The sequence below is a fragment of the Pseudoalteromonas sp. KJ63-1 genome, from assembly GCF_055808145.1.
This window is the reverse complement of the sequence record NZ_JBVVRL010000002.1, coordinates 622203-634493: the sequence shown is the minus strand read 5'-3', so window position 1 is coordinate 634493 and position 12291 is coordinate 622203. Positions and strand designations below refer to the sequence as shown.

The window sequence follows — 12291 nt, the reverse complement described above, 5'->3', positions numbered from 1 at the left end:
GTGCCTAAATAATTATGATAACTTAAGCAATTAATACATTTATTTGTACCCTAGCATATCGTTTTTATATTCAATACGTAACTATCACGGGCTTATTTAAATTTAGCCATTAGGGTATCTAAAAAACAAATTAAAACAGCGCTTTTATAAATGGTTAAAAGTTGTCATTATGAGAAAAAAGTAAAGCAATAAGGGAGTTTAACTAAAATGGGTCATGGTCACTCACACAGTCACGTTGATGATAACCAAAGTGATAAACAGCTCACTCTTGCCGTATTTATAAATGTTTTACTGACGGTAGTGCAAGTTGTTGGCGGCGTATTTTCTGGCAGTCTTTCATTAATTGCCGATGCTCTACATAACCTAAGTGATGCGGCTTCTATTTTTATCGCCCTCGTTGCCCGAAACATTGGCAATAAGCAGGCTGATACAACCCATCATTTTGGCTACAAACGTGCAGAGATACTAGCAACCCTTTTTAATAGCACTACATTAATATTGATCGGTGGTTATTTAATTTTTGAAGCGATAAATAGTTATTTAAACCCCCAACCAATTAACGGTTGGATTATTGTGTGGGTTGCTGCCTTTGCGCTACTCATTGATTTAGTCACTGCGTTATTAACTTATAAAGCTGGCGCTAAAAACAATATGAATATAAAGGCAGCGTTTATTCATAACGTATCGGATGCAATGGCATCAATAGTCGTTATTATTGCGGGTACTTTAATTATTTTATATCAATGGTATGTAGTTGATTTAATAGCGACCATTTTAATATCACTATATGTTATTTATCATGGTGTATTATTACTTAAAGCGAGCTGCAGTATTTTAATGCAAGCAGCCCCCATTGGTTTTGACCAGCAACTTATCAGCAAAAAATTACTGCAACAGTTTGCCATTACGCAAATAAAATCTATAAAAGCATGGCAACTGGACGATACTACTACTCACTGTGAAATTGTGATGCAAACAGATACCCCTATTGAGCTTAACGCCATCAAAAACTATTTACATGATGAATTTGCAATTGAGCACTGCGTAATTGAGTGCTATTAACCTCGGTGTGATTCTACAAGGTGCCTTGTAATTAAAACTGATCGTATCTTTATTTTAATGCCTTGTGCAACATAACGCAGAAGGCCTGCTAACAATAATCCACTATCGGTACGAGTAAAACATCTATTTTTAACACAACGTTATATTCAAACCTCTATTACCCTCTCAATAAATGCAAATAGAAACAATTATCATTAACCTTGCGTTTACTTTAAATTACTCTTAATATTGCGCCCATCATTAATACACTTAAACCATTCAAACGAAGGACCCGCATGTTTAAAACATCTCTGAGCTTAATAGCATTAATAGTCAGTGGCGCCAGTATTGCAGACGAATCAACGATCCAAAGAAATTTAAATCAAACAGAAATGGAGCACGTTATTGTTTCGGGTAGTCGTGTTTTTGAAAGTATTGATGAGGTCCCTGCTTCCATAACTATTATTAGTCAAAAACAAATAGAAGCACATTTAAAAGTTAATCCAGAATTACAAAGCCTTTTAGCACAAATGGTTCCTGGCCTTGCTCCAGATACTGGAAGCTCAAGTAATTCAGGGCAAACTTTACGCGGGCGTGCCCCACTGGTTATGATTGATGGGGTGCCACAATCAACACCACTGCGTAACGGATCATTAGGCGTAAAAACCTTAGATCCAAGCGCAATAGGTCGAATAGAGGTCATTAAAGGGGCAACGTCAATTTATGGTAACGGCGCATCAGGCGGAATTATTAACTATATTACCAAACAAGCACAAAGCGATGGGCAAACCCAAGGTGAAATAAGCTTATCGAGTCGTTTTAGTGCGGTAAAACTCGAAGAAAGCGCAGGCGCAAGGGTATCTGCAGCATTTAATGGTCGTGCAGATAAATTTAGCTACTTAGTAACTGCAAGCTATGAAGAAAACGGTGTACAACGCGATTCGCAAGGCGATGTTCTCGGTTTACAATATGGTTTATCTGATGCCGTTACACAAAATTACTTCACTAAGCTTGGCTATGACTTTGATGATGAAAAGCAACTCCAATTTAGCTATAACTACTTTAGTTCACAACAAAAAACCGATTTAGGCGATGTTGTTGGTGATATGAGCCAAGGAGAAAAAACCTACGCCATTCATGTGCCGTCAGAATTACAAAAACAAGGTAAACCCCAAGGGCCAGAAGGCAACGAAAATATAACCTTAAAATACACCGACTACGCACTGCTTGAAAACACACAAATGACGTTAGACCTCTATACGCAAGATATAGAAAATGTGTTTTTCTTCTCTCCAAGCCTTGCCAATCATGATGAGAATTATCAAGGTGGTCAATCCGTTATAAGCTCAGAAAAAAAGGCGCCAGAGCAACTTTTAATACCCAGGTAGACTTTGACTCAGTTGAAGCGTCATTTATTTACGGAATTGATGCGTTAAATGATGTGACTGCACAACCCCTGGTTGATGGTCGTGTTTGGGTGCCAGAAATGGACATGAAAAGTGTCGCGGGCTTTTTACAAACTAAGTGGGTCATCGCTAATGACTTAATAATAAAGGCCGGTGTACGCAAAGAAAATATCGACCTTAGCGTAGACGATTATCGCACGCTTAAATTATGTAAAACAGCCACGCAATGCTCTGTGCCAAGTAGCGTAAAAGGCGACACGGTTGATTACAATGCTACAACCTATAACGTGGGCATTAAATACAATCTAGATGAAAGATTCAGCCCCTTTTTAAACTACTCACAGGGATCTGATATATCAGATATTGGCCGCCTACTTCGCTCTGCCACAGTCAATGATATAGGCCTTATTCAAACACAAGCTTCAATTATCGATAATTATGAAATTGGTTTTAACTCTCAATTTGATGCAGTTCGTTTAGAAGTCGCAGCATATCGAAGCACCTCTGAGCTTGGCACTACAAACAAATTTAATGAAGTAACGGGTGTTTATGAACCGGTTAGAGCACCTCAAAAAATTTGGGGTTATGAAGCCTTAGTAGACTACACCATAAACCCATCTCTTAAATTACTGGCAACGTATAGTTATGTAGAAGGTAAAAATACTGAAGCCGATATATATTTAGGCTCTAAGCAAATCAGTCCACCAAAAGCCACAGCCAACCTTAACTGGCAGCCTACGGATACCCTGTCACTAACATTAAGTTACTTGTATGTGGGTGATAGAAAACGCTTTGAACCTAATGTTAATAGTAAGTATGTTGGCGATCAGGGGCCTGTCGATAACTACACTGTTTTTAATTTAAGCGGTCAGTATCAGTTTGCAGATAACTGGCAAGGTTTTATCGGGATAGAAAACTTATTTAATCAAGACTACTTCCCTGCCCGTGCGCAATCTTACACCTATGGTGGATACAACATTAAAGGTTTAGGTACAACGGCCACAGTGGGTGTTACTTATCAATTTTGATCACTTACGCGTTTATACTTTTACGGTATGAACGCGCTTATACCCTCAACTAACTTGCTGATCTAAAATACAAATAACAACTTGTCCATTTATTAACCAGCAATGCAAACTTAAACGAGAATCAAACTCAATATTAACCATATGATTTATAAGTAAATTACTTGCAATTCTGTGCCTATATACTAGACTAGCCACAATTAGAATTTTTAGGATAAGCGCTATGAAAGGTAATCAAAAAGTAATCGACGCCTTCAATACATTGTTAGCTAACGAATTAGCTGCTATTGACCAGTATTTTATTCATTCTCGTATGTACGACGATTGGGGCTTAAACAAACTTTATGAGCGTCTTAACCATGAAATGGAAGAAGAAAAAGATCACGCTGATTGGCTAATCAAGCGTATTCTTTTTTAGAAGGCGTACCAAACATGACTAAACGTCGTGATCTGTTAATTGGTGACGATGTAAAAAGCATGATGCAAAACGACTTAACCTTAGAACTTGAAGTGGTTGAGTGTGTTAAAGAGGTTATTGCTATCTGTGAACAACAGCAAGATTATCAATCTCGTGAAATTTTAGAAAAGCTATTATTTGATACCGAAGAAGATCACGTTTACTGGTTAGAGCAACAACTGGGTCTGATTGATAAAATTGGCACTCAAAACTATCACCAAGCTCAAATGGGCGAATAAGGACTTATATTATGAAAGGCGATAAAGACGTTATTGCAGCGCTAAATAAAGTACTTGCTAATGAGCTTGTGGGTATTAACCAATACTTTTTACATGCACGCATGTTTAAAGATTTTGGCTTTAGTAAACTAGACAAAGCTGATTACAAAGTATCGATACAAAAAATGAAAAACGCCGATCGTTTAATTGAGCGTATTTTATTTTTAGAAGGCCTGCCTAACCTTCAAGATTTAGGACGCTTACGCATTGGTGAAAACAGCGAAGAAATGATTGCCGCTAACATGAGCTTTGAACTTGATACAGTAGATGAGCTACGTGCTGCGATTAAACTAGCTGAAAGTAAAAAAGATTACATTAGCCGTGAAGCGCTCGATAACATTTTAAATGAGCAAGAAGAGCAAATTGATTGGCTAGAAACACAGCAACTACTGATCAAAAATACTGGGCTTGAAAACTACTTACAATCGCAACTGTAAATTAAAGTTATAAATACAAAAAAAGCAGCTAAGGCTGCTTTTTTTATGTTTAATTTTTAAATGTTAAACCAATTCGTTTAGATAGGGTCTACTTTTGTAAATTACTATTAAGCCACTTGATCGGTTATATCTGCAATTTGAATCAGTTTACGATTGAGGATCTTTTTAGTACAGCAACAACACTTACCGCATTGGCTGCCCACTTTAAGCTCTTTAGTTAGCTCGCGCATGGTAGTAGCACCATCGTCGATGGTTTGCTCAATTTTTTTATCGGTCACACCGTGACAAAGACAAACATACATGAATACAAACAACTCTTAATTTCATTTAGTGGGTTTATATTAATCTAAACGAAAATAGTTATCAATTGGTTTTTGATCAAAAATTAAATTTTATTTTTTGTGTGGCCAACGCCACTTAAATTGAGAATTCGCGGCAGCTTGAGAATTGTTTGAATTTCATTCGAGGTATGGCACTTAAACTGAGATTTATTAGCTAAAGTTTCGCCTTGAATTTAAGTAGATTTAGATTTAGGTAAATAGTTGAATGATTAAAATGAATTATATTAAGTCTGTTGGGTGGCGCCTTCGGCTTAACCAACCTACATTTTGACGCAGGTCGGATAAGTGGCGGAGCCACGCCATCCGAAAAATGATAAATTTACCAGAAACAACCTAATTCACCACGTTAGCTATATATAACTGCTTTGTACTGTAAGTTAAACCACTCTATACCGACTATCGCTGAGTGCCATGAGCAGACATTGGTAACGCCCACCACAGCCTCTTGTTAGGCATTCGTGATAACAAACTCGTGGTAGCCTTCTGTTTCAGGAGGGTCAACTTTATCAACACGCATAACATTTAATTTAGCAAACAAACTATTCCAAAATTTTAACGCTAAACTATCGTTTAAGTGGACTGCTACATGCCACTGATTTGTTTCAACAGGCATCAAATTTTGAATAACAAATTTGGCAATGCCTTGTTTTCGGTATTTGGGTAGAATAAAAATATCAGCCAACTCAGGTATTTCTTTGCCGACGATCTCAGTTGGTTCTACGGTAGCAAAACCAGCAATTTGGTTAGAAACGAGTACAAGATAAATAATGCAGTCTTCCTCACCACGAACTACACATTCTAAATACTCTTCATCAATATCATAGCAACCATCTAAACCAATATCTTCTAAGTCAAATATACTTTGATGGTATTGATAAAACTGCCACAACATTTTTATTGCAGCGATATCAGTTGATTCAGCTTTTCGTATTGTAGTGTCCATTTTATACCTATTTCCTTATATGTGGTCCGGCATTAGCTTTCACTAAAGGGATGAAGATTCGCCAGTAGTTATCTTTAAAAAATATCATATTATTAAACGAAAACTACTCGAAAATAACAACAAAAATAAATTTTAAGAATGGATTGAAAAAAACGCCAATAAGCTAATAGTCATATGGATAAAACTTCACGTCAAACAAAGAAACTCGACTGACTGCTTATCGCTCGTAGCTGAACTTCATAAAAGTGCCATCTGCTGACCGTTGTAACCTTAATTCTTTTTAAGTAAGTGCCGCATACAATTTCAGTTCTTCTAATTGTGAATCCGTTAGTCTTGAGTTCGGGATTACCATAGAGCCTTTTTTCAAGTTAAAGAATATATTCTGTGGAAAAAAATCTACTGAGGTCAGCTCTTCCCACTTTATTCTAAGTGTACTTTGTCTGGAGCTTCTTTCAATTTGTTCTTCATTAATTGTGAAGTGGTAAGTGTCTTGTAGCTTTCTCTTTTTAGCAAACGCAAGAGCTATTGGCGGCATAAGAATACTCCCAAATAAACACGGTATAGCATAAATTGAGGTGAGCACAATTAGACTAATGCCCCACCAAGAAAAAACGACCTTGAAATAGAAAAGAACTAAACCAAATAAAATTAATATTCCAGTCGGTAGATATGTATGAAGGTTTATGTTTGGCATAACTGCCAATTTTTCTTTAATAGCTGATTTATATTCTGAATCAGAGTATTTAATTGTTAATTCAATGCTCATCCCTGTTTTTCCTTGTTATACCTAACTATTTAATAATGCCCTCATCGTGCCTATTTCTATCGATGCCACGTTAATTTATCTACTTTATATGGTTTTAACAAGTTACCTAAGCTAATGCTATTACTAAGATTTATAAAACTTTAAAATAAAGTTTTATAAATCAATACTCGCACGTCACTGAACATCTTAAAAGCGCTAATTGCAGTCATTCAGGTATAACTCGTTTCTACCCAAAAACGCTTTAGGGTAAATACTTTATAGGTGTCTTTGAGCTGACTTATACGTTCACTCATATAGAAAGGCAATAGTTATGTGCCACAATGCAACCATTAAGCTAAAAGCTTATTACCATCATAGGGTAGTTAACTATCCCTGACGGATGAGTGTCATAGGATAGTTATTAAATCCGCTATATGCTTATTTAGTTGCTGTTGTTGGTAACTTTGTTGAGAAAAGCCCAGCCAGTGTAATAAATACAAACGATATCGCTAAACAAGCCGCTAACCCATATAGCTGAAAAATCCAGCCTGACAATACTGTACCAATCAAACGCCCCATCGCATTAGCCATATAGTAAAAGCCAACATCAAGAGAAACACCGTCGGCATCTGCCATGCTAACAATTAAATAACTGTGTAGCGATGAATTAATGGCGAACAGTACACCAAACAACATTAAACCAGCAATGAGCACTGTTTTTACTTGCCAATTATAATACAGGGATAAAGCGATACCTAATGTAACCAGTGCCAGTGAACTCGCCCATTTGGTTGTTTCTATAGCAGGCGAAAACCCTTCTTTGAGATTCATTACCTTAGGTGCGATAGATTGTACGAAACCGTAGCCAATCACCCATAGTGCCAAGAAGCCGCCTACCGTCCAATGATCCCAATTAAAGGCTTGCGATAAAAATACGGGCAGTGCAATCACAAACCAGACATCACGTGCACCAAACAAGAATAGTCGTGCAGCCGACAAAAGGTTAATTGAACGACTTTTTGAGAATATATCGGTGAACTTAGGTTTGCTCTTCGCTTTTCCTAAATCACTTTTTAAAGCGTAAAGGCTGTAACACCATACAAGTACTAAACCACCCGTCATCAACAGCATTGCACCTTTAAACGATAATAAGGTTAACAGTAAACCACCCAAGAAAAAGCCAACGCCTTTTAATGCATTTTTGGAGCCTGTTAATATAGCTACCCATTTGAAAAGTGTGCCTTCTTGCCCATCGGTAACCAACGACTTGATAGCACTTTTAGCGCTCATTTTATTTAAGTCTTTGGCAATACCAGAAAGCGCTTGGGCAATCATCACATATACAACTGTTAGCCATTCAGGGGGAACAGCTAGCATGAGCAAGGCAACAATTTGAATAGCCAAACCAATGTTCATGGTTTTATTTAGCCCTAAACGAGCACCTAAGAAGCCGCCAACCAAGTTGGTTACAACGCCAAAGATTTCATAAAACAAAAACAACATAGCAATACTAAGCGGGCTATAACCTAACGCATGGAAATGAAGCACTACTAACATACGTAGTGCGCCATCCGTTAAGGTAAATGCCCAATAGTTGCCTGTGACCACGAGGTATTGTTTAATATCGTCTGATAATGATGCCAAGCGGTTCATAGTGTCACATTACCCTTTTATTGATAGACCAACTTTAAGAGTAAGCTCAGCTGTTCTATTGGCGTATCCCCACTCGTTGTCATACCATGTATACAGCTTCACCTGAGTGGTGTTGACGACCATTGTTGATAGCGCATCGATAATGCTAGAACGCGGGTCAGTTTTATAATCGATAGATACTAGCGGCTTTTCTTCATAGCCCAAAATACCTTTTAACTCGCCTTCAGCCGCTTCTTTCATCCAAGCATTAATTTCAGCTTCCGTTGTTGGACGCTCAACTTCAAATACACAATCAGTTATTGATGCATTTGCCAGTGGTACACGAACGGCGTGACCATTTAGTTTGCCTTTTAATTCAGGGAAAATATGGGTAATAGCCGTTGCAGAGCCCGTAGTGGTAGGGATTAGGCTCATGCCACAGGCACGCGCTCTGCGTAAATCTTTGTGCGGAGCATCTAAAATGGTTTGAGTATTGGTAATATCATGGATAGTCGTCATCGAGCCGTGTTTGATGCCGATTTTATCCTGTAATACTTTTATCACTGGTGCTAAGCAATTTGTGGTGCAAGACGCTGCCGTTACGATTGAGTGTTGTTCAGCATTATAAAGGTGGTCGTTAACCCCCATCACCACATTGAGTACGCCTTCTTCTTTCACTGGTGCAGTGACCACCACCTTCTTAACACCTTGATCTAAGTAGGCTTGCAGCAGATCGGTTTTTTTCATTTTACCTGATGCTTCAATGACGACATCACATTCAGACCAATCCGTATCGTTAATTGCTTGATTTTGAGTGACCCGAATAGCTTGACCGTTGATTATCACATTATTGTCATCATTAGATACATCATGTGACCAAGTGCCATGCACTGAATCGTATTTTAATAGGTGTGCCAGTGTTTCTGCGTTGCCAGCAGGATCGTTGATTTGCACAAACTCAATATTTTGCCAACCAAAGGCTGCTCTAAGCGTTAATCGGCCCATGCGGCCAAAACCGTTAATACCAATTTTAATTGTCATGGTTAAACTCCTACTTTTTGATATTCATTAAAAAATGAAAGTTGCACAGGATTAGAAAGCGCCTTGGGGCGTACTTTCTGTACTTGGTTAATAATGCTTGTCTTGTTGTAACCTAACTCATACATCAGTATGCCAATCACTAAGCCCGTGCGACCTGAACCGCCTTTACAGTGCACAGCTATCGTGCCCTGATTACGCAAAATAGCTAACACGTCATCAAGGTGAGATTTGAACGCCGTTGCAAAGTCATTATTAGGCGCATCATCGTCTAAAATAGGTAACTGAAACCATTTTATGCCTTGTTCGTTACAAACTTGAGGAAGTGTTTCGGCCTCGTTTTTCTTTATTTCTGCGTCATACATCAGAGTAACAATCGCTTGTGCTCCCGCATCTTTTAGTTGCTTTACCGATGTTGTTAAATCAACCTCTTTCGTTCCTGGGCATGGCGTAAATATAAAACTAGCGCCATTATCAAGTGTCAGTTTGTCATAAGGGTGCATTTGCATAAGAATCCTCTTAATTATTCGTTAAACCAATGTTTTGTTCTGTTTACAATCGCTACGAGAGATAGCATCACAGGCACCTCTACAAGTACACCAACCACGGTTGCTAGCGCTGCACCTGAATGCAAGCCAAAAAGAGAAATCGCTACAGCTACAGCCAACTCAAAGAAATTTGATGTACCAATTAAGCACGATGAAGCTGCAATGTTATGTTTAAGCTTGATTTTTAGCGCAATAAAATAGGCAATGATGAAAATGCCATACGTTTGAATAACCAGCGGAATCGCGATTAGCAAAATATTGAGTGGTTGGTCTAAAATAGTGTTAGCTTGAAAGCCGAACAACAGCATAACTGTGGCTAATAAACCAATGACAGAAAATGGTTTTAACTTTTCTAACAAGGTTGTGATAGTTGTTTCATCACGACCTGAGGCATTTAAGTGCTTTCTCGTCAATATCCCTGCAATTAAAGGCAGTAATACGTACAACACAACCGAGGTAAACAAAGTTCCCCAAGGCACATGAATATCCGATACCCCCAGCAGTAATCCAGCAAGTGGGGCGAATGCAAAAATCATGATAATGTCGTTAACCGATACCTGAACCAAGGTATAGTTTGCATCGCCTTTAGTAAGTTGTGACCAGACAAATACCATTGCCGTACATGGCGCTACGCCAAGTAAAATCATTCCTGCGATATATTCTTGCGCAGTTTCTGGTGAAACAAAATCGGCAAACAATCCTTCAAAGAAAAGCCAACCCAATGCAGCCATAGAAAATGGTTTGATAAGCCAGTTAATCACTAAAGTTAACACCAGTCCTTGTGGATTTTTACCCACCTCTTTAATTGTTGAGAAATCTATTTGTACCATCATGGGGTAGATCATTACCCAAATGAAGATGGCAACGACGATATTAACATGTGCCACTTCGAGCTCTGCGATTGCTTCAAAAAGCGGCGGGTAAATAACCCCTAATGAGACACCAGCAGCAATTGATATAGCGACCCAAACAGATAAATAGCGTTCAAAAATTCCCATAATAATACTCCCTAGTTACAGCAGCTTGCTACACGCGTGGGACGATCACCCATCGCATTTAATCTGGCTAGCTCTTGTTCAATGAAAATGGGATCATTCACTACCGTAGATGTAATAGTTTGCTTCATCCACTCTGGTAGTGTTGGATTGATCGAATAAAAAACCCATTGCTGGTGTTTTCTATCGGATAAAATGCCCGTTTTTCTAAGTTGTGCTAAGTGACGAGAAACTTTAGGTTGGCTCTCTTCACTCAAAGCAGTCATTAGCTCACAAACACATGCTTCACCCTCAACAGCAATAATTAATAGACTTTTCAAACGAATATCATCAGCTAGCGCTTTGTAAAAAGTAGTTGGTGTGATTGGCGCTAGTTTTTGCTTTTCTTTTGTTAGCAAAAACATTTTGAGCCGTTCATTTAGCTCTTGTAGTGTTTTTTCAAACGGATTGGCTTCTTTGCGGGAACGAGGTTCAGGAAAATCCCACGCAAGGCAATTAGTGCCATTAACTCGGCTATCGCACTCTTTTGCCGCTTTATCACACAGGGTAATAACAAAATCAAAATGGATATTGCTAACTTCATCAAGGTGTTTTGAGCATAAACCATCGGTACGCAACCCAAAGTGTTCAATAGCTGACAGCGTTCGGCTGTCCACATTATTTGGCTCAGTACCAGCGCTGTAAACCTCGTACTCACCTTTACCATGATGTTTTAACAACGCCTCGGCCATGATAGATCTAGCCGAGTTTTCAGTGCATAAAAATAGAACTTTCATAACCACCCCATAACAATTTAGTTATATAATAAATTTATTATATAACGGTTGCAATAGTAATTATTGAAAAAGAAATTAATAGGAATATTGTTTGAACGATACTGTCAGTCTGTGCTAAATCATTTTTTTCATTAAAGTTTAATGAACGCCTTTTTTGGGTAAGTTTTCCATCATTAAATTGATGCTTAGAAACTCTGTTGGGTGGCGCCTTCAGCTTAACCAATCTACCTTTTGACGTAGGTCGAATAAGTGGCGAAGCCATGCGATCCTCAATCATCTTGGCAACGAGGTTCCAATCAAAATACAAATAAGTTATTAGGGCGATACTTTCCTAAAAGCACTAACTTAAATGAGCGTTCTCAGATAAAATTAAACCAAGTTGCTATCCAATTTAATGAGAGGCCGCGAAAAATACTAGAATACGAAACACCTGCGGAGCGATTTAAGCTGTGTGTTGCATAGAATGGTTTAACTCACAACGCTAAGCGGAACTTCAATCAAAACATAACTTGCTTGGCGTCTTGCAAACAATGGCAAGCTTACCTTTCCCTAACTGCAGTAAAGATAATAAAAAATTGATGGAATTTTACTAGAAAAAACTTTTTAGATGAAGCAAGCGTTATTAGCTT

The 12291-nt window shown here is 38.2% G+C and carries 10 protein-coding genes and 3 pseudogenes; 5 read left to right on the top strand and 8 right to left on the bottom strand.

What is annotated here, in order from left to right; all coding sequences use genetic code 11:
* Window positions 1–207: 207 nt before the first annotated feature.
* From AC0L7Q_RS19190 to bfr (AC0L7Q_RS19175), 4 genes and pseudogenes are all read left to right on the top strand, one after another.
* On the top strand, window positions 208–1062 hold the full coding sequence (locus tag AC0L7Q_RS19190) for a cation diffusion facilitator family transporter (protein ID WP_409425777.1): 855 nt from the start codon (window positions 208–210) through the stop codon (window positions 1060–1062).
* A gap of 275 nt (window positions 1063–1337) precedes the next feature.
* Window positions 1338–3475, top strand: a pseudogene (locus AC0L7Q_RS19185) (TonB-dependent receptor).
* 220 nt (window positions 3476–3695) lie between these two features.
* Window positions 3696–4168: pseudogene (gene bfr / locus AC0L7Q_RS19180) on the top strand (bacterioferritin).
* An 11-nt stretch (window positions 4169–4179) separates the two neighbouring features.
* Entirely contained in the window at window positions 4180–4644 is a 465-nt protein-coding gene (gene bfr / locus AC0L7Q_RS19175; protein WP_008112262.1) for a bacterioferritin, read from the top strand.
* Window positions 4645–4751: 107 nt separating this feature from the next.
* Here the strand turns inward: bfr (AC0L7Q_RS19175) and AC0L7Q_RS19170 are convergent, their stop codons facing one another.
* The 8 genes from AC0L7Q_RS19170 to AC0L7Q_RS19135 all read right to left on the bottom strand — a co-directional run bounded on the left by AC0L7Q_RS19170 (window position 4752) and on the right by AC0L7Q_RS19135 (window position 11662).
* Complete coding sequence (locus tag AC0L7Q_RS19170; RefSeq protein ID WP_010389142.1) at window positions 4752–4946, bottom strand: (2Fe-2S)-binding protein; 195 nt, start codon at window positions 4944–4946, stop codon at window positions 4752–4754.
* 487 nt (window positions 4947–5433) lie between these two features.
* Window positions 5434–5928 (bottom strand): GNAT family N-acetyltransferase, encoded by a 495-nt coding sequence (locus AC0L7Q_RS19165; RefSeq protein ID WP_409425775.1) that lies wholly within the window; start codon window positions 5926–5928, stop codon window positions 5434–5436.
* Window positions 5929–6208: 280 nt separating this feature from the next.
* On the bottom strand, window positions 6209–6694 hold the full coding sequence (locus AC0L7Q_RS19160; RefSeq protein WP_409425774.1) for a YcxB family protein: 486 nt from the start codon (window positions 6692–6694) through the stop codon (window positions 6209–6211).
* Between the two features lie 417 nt (window positions 6695–7111).
* Window positions 7112–8326 (bottom strand): organoarsenical effux MFS transporter ArsJ, encoded by a 1215-nt coding sequence (gene arsJ / locus AC0L7Q_RS19155; RefSeq protein ID WP_409425773.1) that lies wholly within the window; start codon window positions 8324–8326, stop codon window positions 7112–7114.
* 9 nt (window positions 8327–8335) lie between these two features.
* On the bottom strand, window positions 8336–9346 hold the full coding sequence (locus AC0L7Q_RS19150) for an ArsJ-associated glyceraldehyde-3-phosphate dehydrogenase (protein WP_409425772.1): 1011 nt from the start codon (window positions 9344–9346) through the stop codon (window positions 8336–8338).
* A 2-nt stretch (window positions 9347–9348) separates the two neighbouring features.
* A complete protein-coding gene (locus tag AC0L7Q_RS19145) occupies window positions 9349–9852 on the bottom strand; it encodes a phosphatase domain-containing putative toxin (RefSeq protein ID WP_178957375.1) in 504 nt (167 codons plus the stop codon).
* A gap of 14 nt (window positions 9853–9866) precedes the next feature.
* Complete coding sequence (gene arsB / locus AC0L7Q_RS19140; RefSeq protein ID WP_409425771.1) at window positions 9867–10889, bottom strand: ACR3 family arsenite efflux transporter; 1023 nt, start codon at window positions 10887–10889, stop codon at window positions 9867–9869.
* A gap of 11 nt (window positions 10890–10900) precedes the next feature.
* Window positions 10901–11662 (bottom strand): metalloregulator ArsR/SmtB family transcription factor, encoded by a 762-nt coding sequence (locus AC0L7Q_RS19135; protein WP_409425770.1) that lies wholly within the window; start codon window positions 11660–11662, stop codon window positions 10901–10903.
* A 261-nt stretch (window positions 11663–11923) separates the two neighbouring features.
* Between AC0L7Q_RS19135 and AC0L7Q_RS19130 the strand changes: the two are divergent.
* Window positions 11924–12124 (top strand): annotated as a pseudogene (locus tag AC0L7Q_RS19130) (transposase); the annotation flags it as partial.
* Window positions 12125–12291: the final 167 nt, after the last annotated feature.

Coding starts and splice junctions, on each gene's coding strand:
- AC0L7Q_RS19190 (WP_409425777.1), top strand. CDS start 208: ATGGGTCATGGTCACTCACACAGTCACGTTGATGATAACCAAAGTGAT.
- bfr (WP_008112262.1), top strand. CDS start 4,180: ATGAAAGGCGATAAAGACGTTATTGCAGCGCTAAATAAAGTACTTGCT.
- AC0L7Q_RS19170 (WP_010389142.1), bottom strand. CDS start 4,946: ATGTATGTTTGTCTTTGTCACGGTGTGACCGATAAAAAAATTGAGCAA.
- AC0L7Q_RS19165 (WP_409425775.1), bottom strand. CDS start 5,928: ATGGACACTACAATACGAAAAGCTGAATCAACTGATATCGCTGCAATA.
- AC0L7Q_RS19160 (WP_409425774.1), bottom strand. CDS start 6,694: ATGAGCATTGAATTAACAATTAAATACTCTGATTCAGAATATAAATCA.
- arsJ (WP_409425773.1), bottom strand. CDS start 8,326: ATGAACCGCTTGGCATCATTATCAGACGATATTAAACAATACCTCGTG.
- AC0L7Q_RS19150 (WP_409425772.1), bottom strand. CDS start 9,346: ATGACAATTAAAATTGGTATTAACGGTTTTGGCCGCATGGGCCGATTA.
- AC0L7Q_RS19145 (WP_178957375.1), bottom strand. CDS start 9,852: ATGCAAATGCACCCTTATGACAAACTGACACTTGATAATGGCGCTAGT.
- arsB (WP_409425771.1), bottom strand. CDS start 10,889: ATGGGAATTTTTGAACGCTATTTATCTGTTTGGGTCGCTATATCAATT.
- AC0L7Q_RS19135 (WP_409425770.1), bottom strand. CDS start 11,662: ATGAAAGTTCTATTTTTATGCACTGAAAACTCGGCTAGATCTATCATG.